This window comes from Bartonella florencae, from assembly GCF_000312525.1.
GTDB lineage: Bacteria > Pseudomonadota > Alphaproteobacteria > Rhizobiales > Rhizobiaceae > Bartonella > Bartonella florencae.
Window position 1 is genome coordinate 142,033 of record NZ_HE997454.1, and the last position, 19,950, is coordinate 161,982.

General features: G+C 37.9%; 18 protein-coding genes. 3 read left to right on the forward strand and 15 right to left on the reverse strand.

From position 1 onward, the window contains the following. Window positions 1-285 precede the first annotated feature (285 nt). Window positions 286-2,310: a M3 family metallopeptidase gene (locus BN202_RS07345; protein WP_019219985.1), complete on the reverse strand. Its 2,025-nt coding sequence runs from the start codon at window positions 2,308-2,310 to the stop codon at window positions 286-288. A 343-nt stretch (window positions 2,311-2,653) separates the two neighbouring features. Here BN202_RS07345 and mgtE point away from each other — a divergent pair, with 343 nt between their 5' ends. From mgtE to ppa, 3 genes are all read left to right on the forward strand, one after another. Then, on the forward strand, window positions 2,654-4,030 hold the full coding sequence (gene mgtE / locus BN202_RS07350) for a magnesium transporter (RefSeq protein ID WP_019219986.1): 1,377 nt from the start codon (window positions 2,654-2,656) through the stop codon (window positions 4,028-4,030). Window positions 4,031-4,788: 758 nt separating this feature from the next. Continuing rightward, complete coding sequence (typA, locus tag BN202_RS07355) at window positions 4,789-6,615, forward strand: translational GTPase TypA (RefSeq protein ID WP_019219987.1); 1,827 nt, start codon at window positions 4,789-4,791, stop codon at window positions 6,613-6,615. Between the two features lie 68 nt (window positions 6,616-6,683). Continuing rightward, window positions 6,684-7,220, forward strand: coding sequence for an inorganic diphosphatase (gene ppa / locus BN202_RS07360; RefSeq protein WP_019219988.1), 537 nt, complete (start codon window positions 6,684-6,686; stop codon window positions 7,218-7,220). Between the two features lie 25 nt (window positions 7,221-7,245). On the opposite strand, the gene BN202_RS07365 is transcribed toward ppa, so the two are convergent. The 14 genes from BN202_RS07365 to BN202_RS07430 all read right to left on the reverse strand — a co-directional run bounded on the left by BN202_RS07365 (window position 7,246) and on the right by BN202_RS07430 (window position 19,739). Next, window positions 7,246-7,575 carry a DUF167 domain-containing protein gene (locus BN202_RS07365; RefSeq protein ID WP_019219989.1) on the reverse strand — a complete coding sequence of 110 codons (330 nt, stop codon included), beginning with the start codon at window positions 7,573-7,575 and terminating at the stop codon, window positions 7,246-7,248. A gap of 24 nt (window positions 7,576-7,599) precedes the next feature. Further along, a complete protein-coding gene (locus tag BN202_RS07370) occupies window positions 7,600-7,893 on the reverse strand; it encodes a YggT family protein (protein WP_019219990.1) in 294 nt (97 codons plus the stop codon). 350 nt (window positions 7,894-8,243) lie between these two features. Continuing rightward, on the reverse strand, window positions 8,244-8,804 hold the full coding sequence (locus BN202_RS07375; protein ID WP_019219991.1) for an invasion associated locus B family protein: 561 nt from the start codon (window positions 8,802-8,804) through the stop codon (window positions 8,244-8,246). A 109-nt stretch (window positions 8,805-8,913) separates the two neighbouring features. Further along, entirely contained in the window at window positions 8,914-9,435 is a 522-nt protein-coding gene (locus BN202_RS07380) for an RNA pyrophosphohydrolase (RefSeq protein ID WP_019219992.1), read from the reverse strand. A 33-nt stretch (window positions 9,436-9,468) separates the two neighbouring features. Further along, window positions 9,469-10,779 carry a S41 family peptidase gene (locus BN202_RS07385; RefSeq protein ID WP_019219993.1) on the reverse strand — a complete coding sequence of 437 codons (1,311 nt, stop codon included), beginning with the start codon at window positions 10,777-10,779 and terminating at the stop codon, window positions 9,469-9,471. Then, window positions 10,769-12,052 (reverse strand): murein hydrolase activator EnvC family protein, encoded by a 1,284-nt coding sequence (locus BN202_RS07390; protein WP_083859168.1) that lies wholly within the window; start codon window positions 12,050-12,052, stop codon window positions 10,769-10,771. The genes BN202_RS07385 and BN202_RS07390 overlap by 11 nt, the downstream gene beginning before the upstream one ends. A 96-nt stretch (window positions 12,053-12,148) precedes the next feature. Next, the gene (rlmH, locus tag BN202_RS07395; protein WP_019219995.1) at window positions 12,149-12,631 is read right to left on the reverse strand and encodes a 23S rRNA (pseudouridine(1915)-N(3))-methyltransferase RlmH; all 483 of its coding nucleotides are present in this window, start codon (window positions 12,629-12,631) and stop codon (window positions 12,149-12,151) included. A 1-nt stretch (window position 12,632) separates the two neighbouring features. Next, complete coding sequence (gene rsfS / locus BN202_RS07400; RefSeq protein WP_034987780.1) at window positions 12,633-13,064, reverse strand: ribosome silencing factor; 432 nt, start codon at window positions 13,062-13,064, stop codon at window positions 12,633-12,635. Window positions 13,065-13,398: 334 nt separating this feature from the next. After that, complete coding sequence (locus tag BN202_RS07405) at window positions 13,399-13,992, reverse strand: nicotinate-nucleotide adenylyltransferase (protein WP_034987829.1); 594 nt, start codon at window positions 13,990-13,992, stop codon at window positions 13,399-13,401. A gap of 29 nt (window positions 13,993-14,021) precedes the next feature. After that, window positions 14,022-15,278, reverse strand: coding sequence for a glutamate-5-semialdehyde dehydrogenase (locus tag BN202_RS07410; protein WP_034987831.1), 1,257 nt, complete (start codon window positions 15,276-15,278; stop codon window positions 14,022-14,024). Between the two features lie 46 nt (window positions 15,279-15,324). Beyond that, window positions 15,325-16,464, reverse strand: a complete 1,140-nt coding sequence (proB, locus tag BN202_RS07415) for a glutamate 5-kinase (protein WP_019219999.1) — start codon at window positions 16,462-16,464, stop codon at window positions 15,325-15,327. An 11-nt stretch (window positions 16,465-16,475) separates the two neighbouring features. Further along, on the reverse strand, window positions 16,476-17,492 hold the full coding sequence (obgE, locus tag BN202_RS07420; RefSeq protein ID WP_019220000.1) for a GTPase ObgE: 1,017 nt from the start codon (window positions 17,490-17,492) through the stop codon (window positions 16,476-16,478). A gap of 168 nt (window positions 17,493-17,660) precedes the next feature. After that, window positions 17,661-18,389, reverse strand: a complete 729-nt coding sequence (locus BN202_RS07425; RefSeq protein ID WP_019220001.1) for an RlmE family RNA methyltransferase — start codon at window positions 18,387-18,389, stop codon at window positions 17,661-17,663. A 33-nt stretch (window positions 18,390-18,422) separates the two neighbouring features. After that, complete coding sequence (locus BN202_RS07430; RefSeq protein WP_019220002.1) at window positions 18,423-19,739, reverse strand: Ppx/GppA phosphatase family protein; 1,317 nt, start codon at window positions 19,737-19,739, stop codon at window positions 18,423-18,425. Window positions 19,740-19,950 lie beyond the last annotated feature (211 nt).

Genomic DNA, 19,950 nt, shown 5'->3' on the forward strand with positions numbered 1-19,950 from the left:
AAAACTTTGATACCCTAAGATTCTCTCATTTCAAATCTGTTGATATAGAATTAATTCAAACCATTCGCTTGCACGTTAAAAGCGTGATTAGCGTGTGGATAAAATTATAGAAGAAAGAAGTAAAAATGCTTTTTATAAACCGTCTCAGATGCCAAGAATATCGCAATATTGGGCATTGGCAAATAGTATGATGGGGTCAGTTTGTTATTGATGAGATAAGAGTTTGCGTTACCTTAATAACAAAAAATATAAAAACGGTATGGCTTACACCATACCGTTTTACTTTTATAATCCACGTTTTTGAATCATCGCTTCTGGTAAAGGCATCCGTCCACGAAAAGCTTTATAGAGCTCCTCGGGATCGCGACTTCCCCCAGCAGAATAGATAAAACGCTTTAAACGATTAGCAAGTTCTGAATTAAAAACATCACCTGTTTCTTCAAAAGCTTGGAAAGCATCAGCATCAAGCACTTCTGACCACATATAAGAATAGTAACCGGCGGCATAGCCATCATTCGAAAATATATGTGTAAAATGTGGGGAACGATGACGCATAATAATTGCATCGGGCATTTGCAACTTTTCTAATTCTTGAAACTCAAATATTGTTGGATCAGTTACTATTTCTCCTCGATGAAACGCCATATCCACTAAAGCTGATGAGATAAATTCAACTGCAGAAAAACCAGCATTAAATGTCTGTGCTTCTAAAACTTTATCCATCAATGTTTGTGGCATAGGAAGTCCTGTTTTTGTATGTATAGCGTAGGATTTTAAGACCTCTGGTACCGTTAACCAATGTTCGTAAAGTTGAGAAGGAAGTTCAACAAAATCACGCGCAACAGATGTTCCCGAGATAGATGGCCACGTAACATCAGAAAGCAAACCATGTAATGCATGGCCAAACTCGTGGAAAAGTGTACGTGCATCATCAAGGGATAAAAGTGCAACTTCCCCTTTGGGTGGCTTAGCAAAATTACACACATTGTAGATAATAGGCTTTTGTCCATCATCCAATTTATGTTGAGATTGCAAACTGCTCATCCATGCACCAGACCGTTTTGAAGGGCGCGCAAAATAATCACCAATAAAATGCCCAAGCAAACTTCCATCAGATTTCTTTACTTCCCACAAACGTGCATCAGAATGCCAAAGTGTAACAGCACTTTTTTCTTCAAATGTAATACCAAAAAGTTTTTCTGCCACAGCAAAAGCTGCTTCAATCATCCGATCAAGCTGAAAATAATATTTAATTTCAGAGCCATCGAAAGAAAATTTTTCGGCACGAAGTTTTTCTGCATAATAACGCCAATCCCAAGGTTTTAAAGTTTCGTTGCTTCCCTGATTATTTGCAAAGTTTTGCAATTCAACCTGTTCGCTAGAAGCCTTTGTTTTTGCCCGTTCCCATATAGGTATGAGCAAATCCATAACCGCATCAACATTCTTGGCCATGGTATTATCAAGTTTCAAATCTGCAAAGGATTGATATCCTAATAATTTAGCCTTTTCATCTCGAAGTGCAACGATCTCTACAATAATTGCTCTATTATCATTTTCGTTCTTATTTTCACCACGTTGAGACCAAGCTTGAAATGCACTCTCACGTAAATCACGACGATGAGAGAATTTTAAGAAAGATTCAACAATGGAGCGTGCTAATGTTAAGGCATAGGCTCCTTCATTTCCTCTTTCACGTGCAATTTCTTTCATTGAAGCAATGAGATCTTCAGGCAAACCAGACAAATCTGTTTGTTTTAAAAATAAAACCCATTCAGCTTCATCTTTTAAGACATTTTGGCCAAAAGTAGCATTTAAAAAAGCAAGCTGTTCATTAATTTCTACAAGCCGTTTCTTCGCTTCTTCATCCAGTTTTGCACCATTACAACGAAATTTTTTCCACCATAATTCAAGCACACGTGTTGTTTCACTATCATACATGCCCTGCTGCGATTGTTTATAAAGTTTATCTATTTTTGCAAATATCCGTGCATCCATCATAATTTTCGAAGAATAACGGGAAAGTTTTACAACAAATTCTTGTTCTAATTGCTGAATAAGAGCATTACTATGCGCACCTGAGCGTAAGAAAAATATTGAACATACACGATCAAGTGCTTTGCCAGAAAGTTCAAAAGGCTGCAAAAAATTCTCAAGTGTTGGTGCTTCTTGCACCGTTGCAATCATTTCCATTTCTTTTTCTGCTTCTTGAAGGGCTTGCTCAAAAGCAGGCTTAAAATCTTCATCATTTATCGAGGAAAAATCAGGAAGCCATGAAAATCCCTTCCAGTCCAGTACTGCTATTTTTGTCATAATACGACCTATCTCCAATTATAAATTTAAGGTATAACTACCAGCCACGATACAAAGCGATACACTAAACTGTTCGTGTGCTTTAAAATGCCTTTCAGACCACTATTGTAAGAGCAGAAATAAAGGATACGTTATAATACTAAGCAATAAACAAAAATAAGTATCGCTGCCTATTTGATTCATGAAATTGTTTATAACCTGTGATCTATCCTTGACTTTATTACAAATATTAACAATTGGGAGAATACAATTGGAGAGGGCTTTTCTTAAATCTTCCACAAGTTTATTTTTTAATCCATGATTTCAATTTATTATCCTCTAACCTTTCAGAAGGTACTTTATTATGACTGAAATTAAAACGTCCTTCGATTTTAAAAATTCTTCTCCTGAAGCTCTCGCCGAAGAATTAAAAAACTATCACTTTGCTGACTCAATTGATATCATCAATGATCTCGATATCATGGAACGCGTAGCTATCTTAAGCCTTTTACCTCTTGATTATGCTATTGAACTCTTTGATAAACCAGAACTTGAACAACCAGCAGCTATTCTTGAACTTCTTCCTGTTAATCGTTCCGTTGAAATTCTTGATGGCATGTCTGCTGACGCCGCCGCCGACGTCTTTCAAGAAATGGATAAAGAAACCCGTACGCGGCTTTATGCACTGCTCAAACCTTTAACACGTGCTGAACTAAAAAAACTGACCAGTTACCCTGATCATACGGCCGGTGCATTGATGACAACAGAGTTTATAGCTGTCCCCGCAAACTGGACTGTTAAAAAAACTCTGGATCACATTCGTGATGTCGAACGAACCCGTGAAACAGTTTATACAAGCTATGTCATTGATCCAAAAACGGGAACTCTTCTCAAGGCTGTTTCACTGCGTAACCTCATCCTTGCCTCACCTGATGATCAAATTCTAAATGTCCACACACATGACACACCTATTACAATATCCCCTTTTACACATCATGAAGATATTGCACGTCTTTTTCAGCGCCATGATCTTCTCTCTGTACCGGTTATTGATGATGACAATCACGTCATTGGTATTGTGACGGTTGATGACGTGCTTGATACAATGGTTGATGAAATGAGTGAAGATGCTTATAAATTCGCAGGTATGGAAGCTCTTGATAAACCCTATATGCAGATAAACTTCTTAGGAATGATGAAAAAACGTGGGGGCTGGCTCGCATTGCTTTTTCTTGGCGAAATGCTAACAGCAAGCGCTATGCAATATTTCGAAACAGAACTTGAAAAAGCCATTACTCTCACACTCTTTATTCCTCTTATTATGAGTTCAGGAGGAAATTCTGGTTCACAAGCAACCTCTCTTATTATTCGTGCCTTAGCTCTCCGAGAACTCACACTCAAAGACTGGTGGAAAATTATCCTCCGTGAAATCCCAGCTGGGATATCCCTTGGTCTTTTACTGGGAATTATTGGAATGACACGTATTGCTCTTTGGCAAGAACTGGGTATTTATAACTACGGTGAACATTGGATGTTTATTGCCATAACAGTTGGTGCTGCTTTAGTTGGAATTGTTACCTTTGGCTCTTTATCCGGCTCCATGCTTCCCTTTATCCTTAAAGGTCTTAGATTTGATCCAGCAATTGCTTCAGCTCCTCTTGTGGCAACTTTAGTGGACGTTATGGGGATCGTAATCTATTTTTCTGTTGCCTCCCTTATATTGTCTGGAACTCTACTCTAAAATAGGAAGAAAAAGCATCTTATGTAACCTCAAATCGTTTCTACAAAGCAACACTTAATTATTGAGCATAAACAGCATAATACCTATTAAGTTATTCTTCTTTTATGGAGTATCATATTATGCTGTTTCAAATATTCTGTCGTTCTGAATGAGCAGAAAAACATTTCAATGGTAGAGCCAAAATAAAAGATAACTCTTACTTAGAGCTCTAATTATAATTTCAGTGTATCCAATATATCCTGTTTTATGATATTATTGGATAATCCTAGGAAATAGGATTGAGTACAAATAAAAACTTATGGTGTGTTCTTCTTTTTGATAAAATGTATGATTTCATGAAAGAATATGGAAAATAAAAAGAGAGAGATTCTAACTCCTCTGTAGCATACAAAAATGAAATAATTTCTAAAATTTTTAAATCATTTAAATCTCTGCTCAAACATATAATCATATTGGACCTAAATTTTGATTTACAGGCAATAGCTAAAATACACAGTTTGGTTATAAGAGAGAAAATTGCGTTATTGATTTTCTTTAGCGCATATTTCATATGGAATGTCCCTATACTCAAAATTTTTGAAAAAACTTTTCTACGCCAACAAACCATTAAAAGCCTTTGCAACCACTTGGTTATAAAAATATTTCCTTCATCTTCCAAAATTGTAAAAAAACATGTAAAAGGCTTTTGTAATAGTAAGGTAACAAACGCAAGGTTGTTGCTTCAAATAAGATCCCACTAAACGAAAAGAAGAAAATTTATGCAATTGCGCAATATCGCCATCATTGCCCACGTTGACCACGGCAAAACAACACTTGTAGACGAGCTTCTCAAACAATCAGGTAACTTTCGCGATAATCAACGTACCAGTGAACGTATGATGGATTCAAACGACATTGAGAAAGAACGCGGTATTACAATTCTAGCAAAAGTAACATCCGTTGTTTGGAAAGATACTCGAATTAACATTGTTGATACACCAGGACATGCTGATTTTGGCGGAGAAGTTGAACGTATTTTAAATATGGTGGATGGAGTCATTGTGCTTGTTGATGCTGCTGAAGGACCAATGCCGCAAACAAAATTTGTGGTTGGTAAAGCATTGAAAGTGGGTTTACGTCCCATTGTTGCCATCAATAAAATTGACCGAGCTGATGCTCGTGCTGATGAAGTTATTAACGAGGTTTTTGATCTTTTTGCCGCTCTTGACGCAAGTGATGAACAGCTTGATTTTCCTATTCTTTATGGATCAGGTCGTGATGGATGGATGGCTGAAACTCCTGAGGGACCAAAAGATCAAGGATTAAGTCCTTTATTTGATCTTGTAACCCGCCATGTCCCTGCTCCTAGTGTAGCAGAAGGGCCATTTCGTATGATTGGGACGATTCTTGAGGCAGATCCGTTTCTTGGTCGCATTATTACAGGTCGCATTCATTCTGGCTCTATAAAATCCAATCAAAATGTGAAAGTTCTTGGACAAGATGGCAAGCTTTTGGAAACTGGACGTATTTCAAAAATTTTGGCATTTCGTGGACTGGAACGGCAACCTATTGAAGAGAGTGTTGCTGGAGATATTGTAGCAATTGCAGGTCTACAAAAAGGTACCGTTGCTGATACTTTTTGTGATCCTACCGTCAATGAACCACTCACTGCTCAACCCATTGATCCTCCCACGGTTACTATGAGTTTTCTTGTTAATGACAGCCCCCTTGCAGGAACTGAAGGCGATAAAGTAACAAGCCGTGTTATCCGTGATCGTTTGTTAAAAGAAGCTGAAGGTAATGTCGCTCTTAAAATTGAAGAATCAGCTGATAAAGATTCTTTCTATGTTTCAGGACGAGGAGAATTGCAACTTGCCGTTCTCATCGAAAATATGCGTCGTGAAGGATTTGAGCTTAGTGTTTCACGACCACGTGTTGTTATGCAAAAAGATGAAAACGGAACAACGCTTGAACCGATTGAAGAGGTTGTTATTGATGTTGACGAAGAATATTCTGGCACCGTTGTACAAAAAATGTCTGAACGTAAGGCGGAAATGGTTGAATTGCGCCCCTCTGGAGGAAATCGTGTCCGTCTTGTTTTTTATGCACCAACGCGAGGACTTATTGGCTACCAATCGGAGCTTTTAACTGATACACGTGGTACAGCCATTATGAATCGTCTTTTTCATGCCTATGAACCTTATAAAGGAGACATTAGTGGTCGTGTCAATGGTGTGATGATTTCAAATGATAATGGCGAATCCGTTGCTTATGCTCTTTTTAATCTTGAAGACCGTGGACCTATGATCATTGATGCCGGTGTAAAAGTTTATCAAGGTATGATTATCGGTATTCACTCACGTGATAACGACTTAGAAGTCAATGTGTTAAAAGGGAAAAAACTAACTAATATGCGTGCTTCTGGAAAAGATGAAGCCGTAAAATTAACCCCTCCTCTTAAAATGACATTAGAACGTGCCCTATCTTGGATACAAGATGATGAACTGGTAGAGGTAACCCCTAAAAATATTCGTCTCCGTAAACTTTATCTAGATCCCAATGAACGAAAACGTTTTGAAAAAACACGTATCTCAATTTCAAGTTAATCTTATAATCTCTTCGATTAAAGGTTTTATAAGACCTTATTTCCTCACACTCCGGAAAGGATATTTACATGAATATTAAAGAAATTCCCGTTGGTAAAAATCCACCAGAAGATGTCAATGTTATTGTAGAAGTCTCTCTTGGTGGTCAACCAATAAAATATGAAATGGACAAAAAATCAGGAGCATTGTTTGTTGACCGTTTTCTTCATACATCAATGGTTTATCCTGGAAACTACGGTTTTGTTCCCCATACACTTTCAGAGGATGGTGATCCCATTGATGTTCTTATCTGTAATACCCGTCCTCTCCTTCCTAGCTGTGTTATCAATGTGCTCCCCATCGGAGCTCTGATTATGGAAGATGATGGTGGAAAAGACGAAAAAATCATTGCTATTCCTACTCCAAAATTAACGCAACATTATATCAATATTCATGATTATACAGATCTTCCTGAAATTACACTCAAGAAGATTGAACATTTCTTCGAACATTATAAAGATCTTGAACCTGGAAAATGGGCCAAAATTGAAGGTTGGCGTAATAAAGATTTTGCTCGTGAACTTATTAAACAAGCTATTGAGCGCAATAAAAATAAAGAAGTGTAACTCTTTTAAAAATAAAGCCTATTTTTTAAATAGGCTTTTCCTTTGAACTACCATTTTCTAAGGATTGCCATATTTGCTTTAGCTCTTCTAAATGTGTTGAAAAATAAAGCTGTTTGTAGCGAGATGTTGTGCCACATTTTAAAGAAATACAAGAAGCTGGAATTTTCCATTGCTTAGCTAAAAATTTAATAAGTGCTTTATTTGCCTTGCCATCCTCAGGAACAGCACGAAGACGTACAGTTAAATATTGCTTCCCGTTGTCCCTACACTCATTCCCTATTATTTGATCTACAGAAGATTTTGGAATGAGATATACAAATAAAATCAAGCCATTTTTATCAACTTGATAAAACATCTGCATTTCCTTCATGCACTATTTTTACAGATAGATGTTTGTATAAGCACGCCACATAAAAGTACGAATAAAATAAATAATCACAAATACGATAATAGGTGAAATATCAACTGTTCCAAGATTTGGCAAAAGCCGCCGTATACGACTTAAAACCGGTTCTGTAAGACGATACAAAAAGTTTCCTATTAAAATAGCAAAACGATTGCGCACATTTATAATATTGAAAACACAAAGCCAAGAAAAAATGACACTTGCAATAAGAATATCAATATAAATATTTAAAATCAAATCAATCACTTGAAATAATGTATAAACCATACCTTATCCTTCTTTTAAGCAAAGAAATAGAAGATCTTAAGAATTTTCATGGAAATAAGCCTGTTTACCGAACAATGGTTTTACACTCCATCGTTCCTCTTCCATGAAGAGAAAATAACATGCTAATGATTCATCTCTTATAATTATGATGATGAATCTAACAAATAAATATCGAAATAAAAAGAGCTGTTAAAACAGAAACAACAGGAAATCGTCTGAGAATCTTCAAAAAAACTTTGAACATTCCTATTCGTTATATAATGATCCTGTTGTCTTAATCGTAAGTTTGATAAAAAACGCGCTTAAACAAAAAAACGGCCTTAAAAGGCCGTCTTTTTTATATTTCAAGATTATTTCTGCAAAGCAGTCAAGCGATTAAGAGCATTGCTGAAACCATTCAGCTGAACAAATAAATCATTCAAAGGTGGTTCACCTGGAGCAGCAATTGACATAGCTAATTTCAAATGCTTTCCAGCACGTAAAGCTGCTACATGACTTTTGTCAAAAACTATTGGAACAATACAACCTGCTGGTACACAAGTGCGAATACCAGTCTCAATCACAGCTTTCCCTTCATCGACTTGTAAACGAACAGGCTTAGAAACCAAAATGCCAAAAGGAACTGTTAAATTACCGGAGACAACACCATCCCCATTGAGAATAACGTTCATAGCCACCACAACACGGCCCTGATCATTCACCTCTTGGCGGCCCATAAAACAAATCTTTTTTCCTTCCTGTACACCACAGTTAATGGTCCACAAACCATAAGTTTCCGTTAAAGAAGAAGCACCATTGGGCAATGTAGCTGCCACAGGTTTGGTTGCTGCTGGTTTTGAATCTGAGGCAAATGCCACAGAAGAAATACTCAAGAGAGTAAAAACTATCAGTAAATTAAATAACTTTTTCATTTTATATTCCAGTTCTTTACATAAAAGAGAAACATGTTTATTATCTTTTAGTGATTTACATAATATAAAGCGTCTTCATAAAAAAGAGCTTTCTGTCTTTATATAGCTTTTATAATCCTTTAAGGCTACCTCGAAATTCGTTGACGATTTTCGTATAGATCTGCTTTTTGAAAGAAATCACAATAGACGGGAGGATTTCTAAATCAATCCATTTCCATTGGTCGAATTCTGCTTTATTCCCAGCTGGTGGAGGATTTATCGCGATCTCATGCGGATCTCCGGTAAATTGAAAAGCAAACCATTTTTGCATTTGTCCACGATATTTGTTGCTTAATGTGCACTCAACAAGTTCTTGTGGAAAATCATAATGGAACCAATCCTGTGCTTCCTTAATCAACTTTACAGATCGAATACCCGTTTCTTCATAAAGTTCACGACATGCTGCATCGAAAGGTTCTTCATTTTCATCGATCCCCCCTTGAGGAAGCTGCCAACGATGAGACATTTCAGTATCGGCATGAGCGCACGCCATTAAACGGCGCCCAACCCAAACTTGACCCATATCATTAAAAACAACAATCCCAACAGATTTTCTATAAGGAAGAGCCTTCAAATTAACCACCGCATTCATTCAATTATCTCCAAAAGACATAAACTGTAGACCTTACTTTAAAATATCCTTATTAGGATCTGGTGGAAATGCTGCATTTGCCATTTCACCCCGTAACAGCTTATAAGCCTCATGCAATTGAACATCATCTTTTGGATCTTGCGGAACAAAAGCAGCTGATCCAGATCCTTTATTGTCTTCTCGTTTGCCTTTGATATGCCCTTTTAATGCAGACTCACCGACTTTTACATCATAGCCTTTATATTTTTCAGGAAGTGGCTGCTCTACAATAATATCAGGCGTAATCCCTGTTCCTTGAATTGAAGTCCCAGACGGCGTATAGTAAAGCGCTGTTGTTAAACGTAAAGCCCCATCTTCACCCAAGGGGATAATCGTTTGAACAGATCCCTTACCAAAAGATTGCGTTCCTAAAATTGTCGCACGACGATGATCTTGTAATGCACCTGCAACAATTTCAGAAGCACTGGCTGAACCACCATTAATCAGCACAATGAGAGGTTTTCCATTGATAATATCCCCAGGCTTGGCATCAAATCTTGTAACATCACTCTTTTTACGCCCTCTGGTTGAAACAATCTCACCTTTATTGAGAAAAGCACTCGAAACATTAACAGCTTGATCTAAAAGCCCACCAGGATTAAGTCGTAAATCAAGAACATACCCTTTTAATTTATCTTGAGGAATTTTAGATTGAATATCTTTAATTGCAACCTGAAGGTTACCAAAAGTCTGTTCAGAAAATTGGATGATTCTTAAATAACCAAGATCGTCCTCAACACGATATTTTACCGCCTTCACTTTGATGATATCACGAACAACCTTAATTTCGAGTGGCTTATCAACACCAGAACGAATAATTGTTAATGTAATGGGGGTTCCAGGAGCTCCCCGCATCTTATTAACAGCCTCATTCAATGTATGACCATTGGTCTGCACACCATCGATTTTTGAAATGAGATCTCCCGCCAAAATGCCCGCTTTTGAAGCAGGTGTATCATCCATTGGAGAAACAACTTTAATTAAACCTTTCTCCATAGTCACTTCAATACCAAGACCTCCAAATTCTCCTTTCGTAGAATCACGCATATCTTTGGCTTCTTGCGCATTCATATAAGAGGAATGGGGATCAAGTGATGTAAGCATTCCATTGATAGCATTCTCTATAAGCTTTTTATCCTCTGGAACCGTTACATACTGCATACGTACACGCTCAAAAACATCACCAAAAAGCGCCAGCTCTTTATATGCATCACCTTCATTATTGGCAGCAACAGACTGCACCATAATCATTGAACTGGCGCCGAGCAATACCCCAGCGACCAAAAGAATAACTTTACGAATCATTTTGGTTCCTTCTCGTTTTTTTAGTCCCCCACCAAGGAGTTGGATTTACAGGCTTCCCCTGCTTTCTAAACTCAATGTAAAGCATTGGAACAGTTTTGCCTATATCCAATGCAATACTGTTCGCAATAAATTGCTTCCCCATCGTTCCAAGAGGTTCACCTGCAAGAACAAATTGTCCCTGAGTGACATTAATTCTCGACATTCCAATAAGAACAATATGATAACCATTTCCAACATTGAGAATAATTAACTGTCCATAAGAACGAAATGGTCCAGCAAAAGCAACAAGAGCATCAGCAGGTGATATAACAACTGCTGATGCTTCTGTTTCTATCATTTCACCAAAGCGTGTAATCTGCGAATTCTTATGGGCATGCTCAACTCTTGTCCCCAAAACAGGAAATAACAAAGAGCCCTTTCTGCTTTCAAAATTGGATTGTTCTAATAATTGTAAATTTTTCTGCATCTGTAGCGATGTATCAGTACTAAGTTTTGATTGACGGTCAAGTTCTAAAATCAATTCTTCCAAAGATTGGGCTTTTTTAGTAAAAAAAATACTTTTTTGTTGCTGGTCTGTAAGTTCTACTTCTGACTTTTTTTGCAGTTTAGATTTTTCCTCTAATAAAAGCTCTAAACGTTTTCTCTGCTCCGCTTGATTTTGCATTTTAGTCTTTAATGCTGCATATTCCGTAGAAATTGAAGCGCTCAAAGTCGTCAATTCCCTAAGACTCTCTGTTAAGTCTCGCGTTTTCTCTTGCATCTGAGGTACGACAGCTCCTAGTAAAACAGAACTCCGTACAGAAGCTAACACATCCTCAGGACGAACTATCAGAGCAGGAGGCGGCTTTAATCCCATACGTTCTAAGATGGCAAGAATTTCTGAAAATTCAGCACGGCGGTTTTTCAAATTTTGATGAACTTGTGCGCGCTTTTTTATCATTTTTTTTAGCTTTTTTTCACTTTCAGCAATATCATTTGCTACTGCACGTTCTCCTTTAGCAGTTTTTATAAGTGCATCACTCAAAGCTCGTTGATCTTTCTTTAAACGTTCAACTTGTTTCATAAGAAAAGCAACACGTTCACGCGAGATGGAAATATTTTGGCGAATTTCCCCCAATGCTTTTTGTGCTGCTTCTATACTTGAAATTGTATCTTCAGCATGTGATATAGGAAAGCAAAGCCCCATACTCAAGAACAGCACGACAAATATCACGCATTTCTCATATAAACGTTGTATCTTTTTATGAAGAAACTTCTTCATTTGCCCAACCATTAAGCATCATCGCATAAACTAATGATGCTTTAAAGGGTGTCAGCTAAAACAATATTAATAAATATATAAATAAGTACTAAAATTATATAAAAATTTTTAAAACCTATGATAGGGATGATTACTTACAATCGTTACGGCACGGTAAAGTTGTTCTGTAAGAAGTATACGTGCAATTTGATGTGGCCATGTCATAAAACCAAAAGATAACAGAAAATCAGCACGATTTCTTATTTGTCCGTTGTGCCCATCAGGTCCTCCCAAAGCAATGACGAGATCACGAATACCTCCATCACGATAAAGCACTAGTTTCTCAGCAAAAGAAGATGACGAAATCGATTCTCCACGTTCATCCAACACGATTAATCGACATTTTTCAGGCAAAAATTCAATAAGTTTTCTCCCCTCTTCTTCCATACGCTGGCACGCTTTTTGCGCACGACTTTCTGATATTTCCTGTAATCTTTTAAAATGAAACCCTACAGCTCCAGAACCTTTAGAAAAACGATTCAAATAATGATCAACCAATTTTTGCTCCGCTCCCCTTTTCATACGACCAACAGCAAAAATAGAAATTTGCATGTTAATAATCTCCGAAAAGAAGCGGTTTTGCATTGTTGAAATCTGGAGCCTGCCATATTTTTTCTAAATTGTAAAAGAGACGGATTTCTGGACGAAAAAGATGAATGATAATATCACCTGTATCAATCAATACCCAATCACCTCCCGCAAGCCCTTCTACACGTGCAAGACCACACCCATTGTTTTTCCAAGTACGTAATAAATGGTCAGCAATAGCAGATACATGGCGCTGTGAATGTGCTGAGGCTATAACCATGTAATCAGCTAAAGATGACTTTCTCTGAATATCAATAGAGATGATATCTTCTGCTTTTGCATCTTCTAAACTCTTGAGAATAATTTCAAGATTATCACACGCAGAAAAGATTTTCTCTTCTGTACATGATGTAATATTATTATAAGAGTTTTTTTGTGAAATGTTTTCCAGATTAATATCCTTTCTTAATTAAGTGAGGGCATTTTCAAAAGAAAAGCGAAAGGTTTTGCTCTCCTCTTTGCTTTTTAGAGTGAAAATTCTGAACCACAACCAATCCCTCATCATATTGGCTTCTCTCAAGTTTACTTTATCGGATCGTCACTTGCATGATCACTTTACAGGCTCGCCAAATAAATTTTTTCTTCAATATCGTATTTGACTTCACCTTTCTACACTTAATTGATGCAAAATTAAAATCACATATAGACGTCATTGCATTTCTGGCATGTATCAATATGCTTTATATCACCATCCTGAAAAACAATATTTTACAGCATTACGGATAAAATATTCAAGAAAAATGATTCTGCTTTAAACGAATATTCGTCGAAGACTGAAAAGACAAAGGTCCATGTAAATACGTCCAAACCGGTGGTTTTATAAAAGGTAATCGTATACTTTCTCTCTCATCTAAACGAAAAGAACGGTAAATATGTGCCATAGGTGAAGAGAGTGCTGATATGCGCACAAAAGGACGATCAATAACCGCAACAGGAAGCATCGATATGATATCATGCCATCTATACCAATGATGAATCATTGCAAAACTATCTGCCCCTATAATCCATACAAAACGTACCCCGCGACAATGCGCTAGAATATAAGAAATTGTATCTACTGATACTTTACTCCCTATTGCCTGCTCAAAACCCGTGACACGAATCTTCGAATGGTCAATCAGTCCAACACTCAAATGCATTCTCTCCTCTAAAGAGGCTAACTGTGTGCAAACTTTTAAGGGATTTCTTGGAGTGACCATCCACCATAATTGATCAAGACGCAAACGCCGGATAGCAATTTTTGCAACAAGAAGATGCCCAGCATGGGGTGGATTAAAAGAGCCACCAAAAAGCCCGACAATATTGGATTTCTCAACATGGGGCATGCGATCTCGCCACGGAAAAAATGGATTTTTCAAAGTCTAACCTGTCCATTTCCTTTAACATGGTACTGAAATGACGTTAGTTGTTCGACACCTATAGGACCACGCGCATGCATTTTTCCTGTTGCAATACCAATTTCCGCCCCGAAACCAAACTCACCTCCATCAGCAAATTGTGTAGATACGTTATGAAGCAAAATGGCTGAATCTAAACGATTAAAAAATATTGTGACCACCCTCATATCCTCAGCAATAATCGATTCTGTATGTCCCGATGAATAACGCTGAATATGTGCAATAGCTCCCTCAATACCTTCAACTGTTTTGACAGAAAGAATTGCATCAAGATACTCATACGACCAATCTTCTTCAGTAGCTAATTTGAGGTCAGGTAAAAGACAAACAATATCTTCTGTTGCACGAATTTCACACCCCTTCTCTTGTAAGGCTGTCAAAACAGGAAGAAACTTTTTTAATGCTGCACGATCAATGAGAACTGTTTCAACAGCACCACATATCCCTGTTCTTCGCAGCTTTGCATTTAAAACAACATTACGTGCCATATCTAAATCTGCTGATTGATCAATATAAATATGACAGAGCCCCTCTAAATGGGCAAAAGTGGGAACACGTGCATCAGATTGAATACGTGCAACAAGACTTTTTCCCCCACGAGGTATAATTACATCAATTGCTCCATCTAATCCTTTGAGCATCTCTCCAACAGCATCACGATCTTTCGTTCCAACCATTTGAATAGCGTCTTTAGGAAAACCAGCTTTCTCCAATCCTCTCACCAATGCATTATGAAGAGCATGAGAAGAATGAAAGCCATCCGAACCGCCGCGTAAAATTGCGGCATTTCCAGCTTTTAGGCATAAAGCGCTTGCATCAATCGTAACATTTGGTCGGCTCTCATAAATGATACCAATCACACCAAGAGGTGTACGAACACGGCTTATATGAAGTCCATTGGGACGAGTCCATTCGCTTATCACTTGTCCAACAGGATCAGGCAAAGAAATAATTTGGCGAACACTATCTATAATTGCACGCAAACGCATTTCATCTAATTTCAGCCTATCAACCATCGCTGCTTTCAAATTATTTTGAGCAGCATTCTCTAAATCTTGACGATTAGCTCGTAAGATTTCAGTTGATTGAGCTTCTAAACTTAAAGCTATCATTTCTAACGCTTGGTTCTTTTGTTTAGAAGACATAACAGCCAGTGCTGCAGCGGCATAGCGTGCTTTTTTCCCCATCTCCTGCATCTGCTCTTTTAAAGCCATAATATCATCCACTCTGTAAAACAATAAAGAAGAAAAAGATAACTTTTTAAGCAGAATCGGTCAAGCAGCGTAAAACCATATCGTTACGATGCACCATAGCAGAGCGTGCTTCATATCCAAGAATAGATTCAATTTCCTCACTTTTATGCCCCATAATGCGTAAAACTTCCTCTTTACCATAGCTTACAAGTCCGCGAGCAATCTCAACCCCCTTTGTATCCACAATCGCAACTGTATCTCCACGATTAAACCTTCCCTCAACCCCAACAACTCCTGCAGCCAATAATGATTTTCCAGATTCAAGAGCCTTAACCGCTCCTTGATCTATCGTCAAAATACCAGAGGGATCTAAATGACCAGAAATCCAAGTTTTCCAAGCATTAACAGGCTTTTCACCGGCAGCAAAAAAACTACTACGTTCTCCCTTATCAAGAGCTGCAAGAGGATTCATACGCTTGCCTGAAGTAATAACCATCGCCGTTCCAGCAGAATTTGCTATTTTTCCAGCATCAAGCTTCGTCTTCATTCCTCCGCGAGAAAGCTCTGAAGCAGCAACATCTGCCATTTTTTCAATATCGCTGGTAATTGATGCAATAAAAGGAATAAACTCAGCCTTTGGATCACGATGGGGAGATTTTGTATAAAGACCATCTATATCTGATAAAAGTATCAGAAGATCCGACCCCATCATCGTCGCCACACGCGCCGCTAAACGATCATTATCACCATAGCGAATTTCACTTGTTGCAACAGTATCATTTTCATTAATAACAGGCACCGCTCCAAAATGTAAAAGTACATTAATCGTAGCACGCGCATTAAGATAACGCCGTCGTTCTTCTGTATCAAATAGAGTGAGTAAAATTTGTCCCGTTTTTAATCCATACTGTGCAAGCGCATCACCATAGGTTTTGGCTAATTCAATTTGCCCTAAAGCAGCACATGCTTGACTCTCTTCTAATTTCAAAGCTCCTTTAGGAAGCTGCAGCAATGTCCTTCCCAAAGCAATAGCACCTGAAGACACCAACAAAATCTCAACGCCTTTTTGACGCAACTTGGCAACATCACTTATCAAACTATTGAGCCATTCAGCCCGTAAACCTGTCTGAGGGTCAACCAAAAGTGCAGATCCAACTTTGATCACAATGCGTTTATACTGCGCAAGTTTTTGTAATCTAACGGCCATCTTAAGCACTCCTACTCTTCTTCGCCATCATCCTCGCTACGTGCCATTTCGATAATTTGTGCAATAACACGCAATACATTTTCTAAACCTTCACGACTAACCGCAGAAAACATCATCACAGATTTACCCGTTACGCTTTGTAAAATCTCTTGTTTAGTTCTCCGTTCTTCATTGGTGAGAGTATCTATCTGACTTAAAGCTATAATTTCAGTCTTATCACTCAGATTGTTTCCATAAGCCTCTAATTCATGACGCACAATTTTATATGCCTTGGCTACATCTTCTTCTTGAGCAGAAATTAAATGGAGTAAAACACGACAACGTTCTACATGTCCTAAAAAACGATCTCCAATGCCTACACCTTCATGCGCCCCTTCAATAAGACCAGGAATATCAGCCAAAACAAACTCACGAGCATCAATACGAGCAACACCAAGATGAGGATGCAGAGTGGTAAAAGGATAATCCGCAATTTTCGGTTTTGCTGCCGTCACAGAGGCTAAAAAAGTTGACTTTCCAGCATTAGGCAAACCAATAAGCCCACCATCAGCAATTAATTTCAAACGAAGCCATAATGTGCGTTCTTCTCCTGCTAAACCCGGATTCGCACGGCGAGGTGCTCGATTCGTAGATGTCGTAAAATGCAAATTTCCAAAACCGCCATTCCCACCTTTTGCTAAACGATAACGTTGTCCCACTTGTGTTAAGTCACAAATTAACGTTTTATTATCCTCTTCAAAAATTTGCGTTCCAACCGGTACTTTAAGGATGATATCATCACCCTTCTCACCCGTCATGTTTCGTCCCTTGCCATGACCTCCTGTTTTTGCTCTAAAATGTTTTTGATAGCGATAATCAATCAACGTGTTGAGCCCATCAACAACAAGTGCCCAAACATCACCTCCACGCCCTCCATTGCCCCCATCAGGTCCCCCAAACTCAATAAATTTTTCACGACGAAATGATACTGCCCCTGCTCCTCCATTACCAGAACGAATATAGATTTTAGCTTGATCAAGAAATTTCATTGGAAATACTCACTGAGGAATCAATTCTTCTACCTCTATAGGCAATGTGTTCATTTTACCAGTTTTTCATTATTTAAATAAAAAACTTCTCACAATATCACCGATAACCGTTTGAAAATACTCTGATATTCTCAATATGTAACTAAACTCAAATATTTTAAAAAGAAGCTATGTTGTGCTTTTGTTTTTTCCTTTAAATCCAAGAGCTAAAAGGTAAAGCTCCACAGATTCCGATCGGCTTGCCGGTGGTTTAACATGATGAACTGTTTTAAAATTCTGTTTCAGTGTCGTAAGAAGATTGTTTTCTGCCCCACCTTGAAAAGCCTTTGCTAAAAAATGTCCTCCAGGTTTAAGGACTGAAAGGGCAAAATCAGCAGCAACTTCACATAAATAAATTGTCCTTAAATGATCTGTCTGACGATGACCTGTCGTTGGTGCTGCCATATCAGAAAGTACCACATCCGGCTTTACTCCTAAAGCATCAACTAATTTTTGCGGTGCTTCAGCATGTAAAAAATCCATTTCTAGCATAATAACTCTAGGCAATGGATCAACATGTAAATAATCAATACCAACTACACTAGGCTTTTGCTCATTCGATCCAACGATACGACTTACAACCTGACACCATCCTCCAGGTGCTGCTCCTAAATCAATAATCTTTTGACCTTTTTTGAGAAACTTATAGCGCTCATTAATCTCTATGAGCTTATAGGCCGCACGCGAACGATAACCATCCACTTTCGACTGATGAACATAAGGATCATTCAAATGCCTCTCTAACCATCGCCGTGACGATGCTTTAATGGTTCCCGCTTTCTTTTTTACACGCTGATATAATTCATGCGATCCTGCACCACCATAGCCTCCAGTCGGTGTTTTTATCGTTTTTTTCATCGTTACTCATTCATCTCCCTATCCTTAATAATCCTAATGTTTGAAGCTTTTTCCCTTCCTATGACGATACCATACACCATCGCGCAGCATCAACTCTATCAAAATTCCTTCTCTCAATCCACGATCAGCAACTCTTAAACGTTGGCTTGGCCAAACCTCTCGAATAACATCTAAAATTGCACAACCAGCTAAAACTAAATCTGCTCTTCCTCGTCCAATACAAGGATTTATTGCACGTTTCTTTATGTCCCATGACAATAAGCGTTTTGTCATAAGATTAATGTCTGCATCATTCATCCACATACCATCAACTTTTCTCCGATCATAACGCTCTAAATTAAGGTGCATTCCTGCTAAAGTTGTAATCGTACCAGAGGTTCCCAAAAGATGAAAATTCGAACTTTGCGTTAAAGCTCCCAATTTATGACGATCTGAAAAATTATTTAAAAAACCTCGCACATAGCTTTTCATGTTTTCAAAATCGTCTAAACTAACTTCATTTCCTCCAAAGCGCTCAGCAAGCGTGACAACACCAACAGGGAGAGAAGTCCACGCTGTAATCTGTTCAGCTAAACGAAAAGAACGCTTTTTAGAAACATCAAGAAGCACAATTTCTGATGAGCCTCCTCCAATATCAAAAAGCACAATTGCATCGGTATTGCGCTCAACAAGCGTACCACACCCCGCAACAGCAAAACGCGCTTCTGTTTTACGATCAACTATTTCTAATTCAAGGCCAGTCTCATCCAAAACACGTTGAATAAAATATCTACCATTTTTCGCCGAACGGCAAGCTTCCGTTGCTACCAAGCGATAACTTTTAATACGCCTTTGTTTTAGCTTTAAATGACAAATCTTTAATGCTTCAATTGCACGATCCATCGCTTGTGTATTAAGAAATCCGTTATTTACTAAACCTTCTCCCAAGCGTACAATACGTGAAAAAGCATCAACAACGTGAAAATATCCCGGTTTACTGGGAGATGCAATAAGAAGACGACAATTATTCGTTCCCAAATCAAGTGCCGCATAAAGAGGTGGCGATTTTAGTTGAGAAGAACGTGGAAAAAAAGGCGCTTTGAGATATTTTGTTTTTTTTACACCTACAATTGCTCGATTATGTACTTCAAAAGCTGTATTCGATTGCAAAAATACCCGTTTTTGTTTATCTTGTCTTTTTCTCTGTTGTTTTTCTATATCAACAGAAATAGAGTACGTTCCTGTCTGTAAAAATCCAGAATGATTATTTTGATTTTGCCCGTGGTGATTACATAATCGCTTTCGCTTTGCTTTAGTCTCAGATACCCTTCCCCGCTTTGACTCTTTTAAATCATAATCTAATGGGGTCATTTTTCCTTATCCCTTAAGCGTTTCCCCCAATAAACAAACGCGAGAACTCTTCTGCTCATTCACAAAGCTAAAGTAGCAATGCGATATTAAATGATAAATATCAAGAAAACATTACTTCTTTTTCTATCTTCAAGATTTTCTATCCATTTTTGTAATTTGCTAATTTCTCTTTATATCATATTGCTCATATGAAATTTATTTCTATTGTATA

Bases quoted from the DNA above. Each gene is read 5' to 3' on its own strand.
- BN202_RS07345 (WP_019219985.1), bottom strand. From the start codon at position 2,310: ATGACAAAAATAGCAGTACTGGACTGGAAGGGATTTTCATGGCTTCCT.
- mgtE (WP_019219986.1), top strand. From the start codon at position 2,654: ATGACTGAAATTAAAACGTCCTTCGATTTTAAAAATTCTTCTCCTGAA.
- typA (WP_019219987.1), top strand. From the start codon at position 4,789: ATGCAATTGCGCAATATCGCCATCATTGCCCACGTTGACCACGGCAAA.
- ppa (WP_019219988.1), top strand. From the start codon at position 6,684: ATGAATATTAAAGAAATTCCCGTTGGTAAAAATCCACCAGAAGATGTC.
- BN202_RS07365 (WP_019219989.1), bottom strand. From the start codon at position 7,575: ATGTTTTATCAAGTTGATAAAAATGGCTTGATTTTATTTGTATATCTC.
- BN202_RS07370 (WP_019219990.1), bottom strand. From the start codon at position 7,893: ATGGTTTATACATTATTTCAAGTGATTGATTTGATTTTAAATATTTAT.
- BN202_RS07375 (WP_019219991.1), bottom strand. From the start codon at position 8,804: ATGAAAAAGTTATTTAATTTACTGATAGTTTTTACTCTCTTGAGTATT.
- BN202_RS07380 (WP_019219992.1), bottom strand. From the start codon at position 9,435: ATGAATGCGGTGGTTAATTTGAAGGCTCTTCCTTATAGAAAATCTGTT.
- BN202_RS07385 (WP_019219993.1), bottom strand. From the start codon at position 10,779: ATGATTCGTAAAGTTATTCTTTTGGTCGCTGGGGTATTGCTCGGCGCC.
- BN202_RS07390 (WP_083859168.1), bottom strand. From the start codon at position 12,052: ATGGTTGGGCAAATGAAGAAGTTTCTTCATAAAAAGATACAACGTTTA.
- rlmH (WP_019219995.1), bottom strand. From the start codon at position 12,631: ATGCAAATTTCTATTTTTGCTGTTGGTCGTATGAAAAGGGGAGCGGAG.
- BN202_RS07405 (WP_034987829.1), bottom strand. From the start codon at position 13,992: ATGCCCCATGTTGAGAAATCCAATATTGTCGGGCTTTTTGGTGGCTCT.
- BN202_RS07410 (WP_034987831.1), bottom strand. From the start codon at position 15,278: ATGGCTTTAAAAGAGCAGATGCAGGAGATGGGGAAAAAAGCACGCTAT.
- proB (WP_019219999.1), bottom strand. From the start codon at position 16,464: ATGGCCGTTAGATTACAAAAACTTGCGCAGTATAAACGCATTGTGATC.
- obgE (WP_019220000.1), bottom strand. From the start codon at position 17,492: ATGAAATTTCTTGATCAAGCTAAAATCTATATTCGTTCTGGTAATGGA.
- BN202_RS07425 (WP_019220001.1), bottom strand. From the start codon at position 18,389: ATGAAAAAAACGATAAAAACACCGACTGGAGGCTATGGTGGTGCAGGA.
- BN202_RS07430 (WP_019220002.1), bottom strand. From the start codon at position 19,739: ATGACCCCATTAGATTATGATTTAAAAGAGTCAAAGCGGGGAAGGGTA.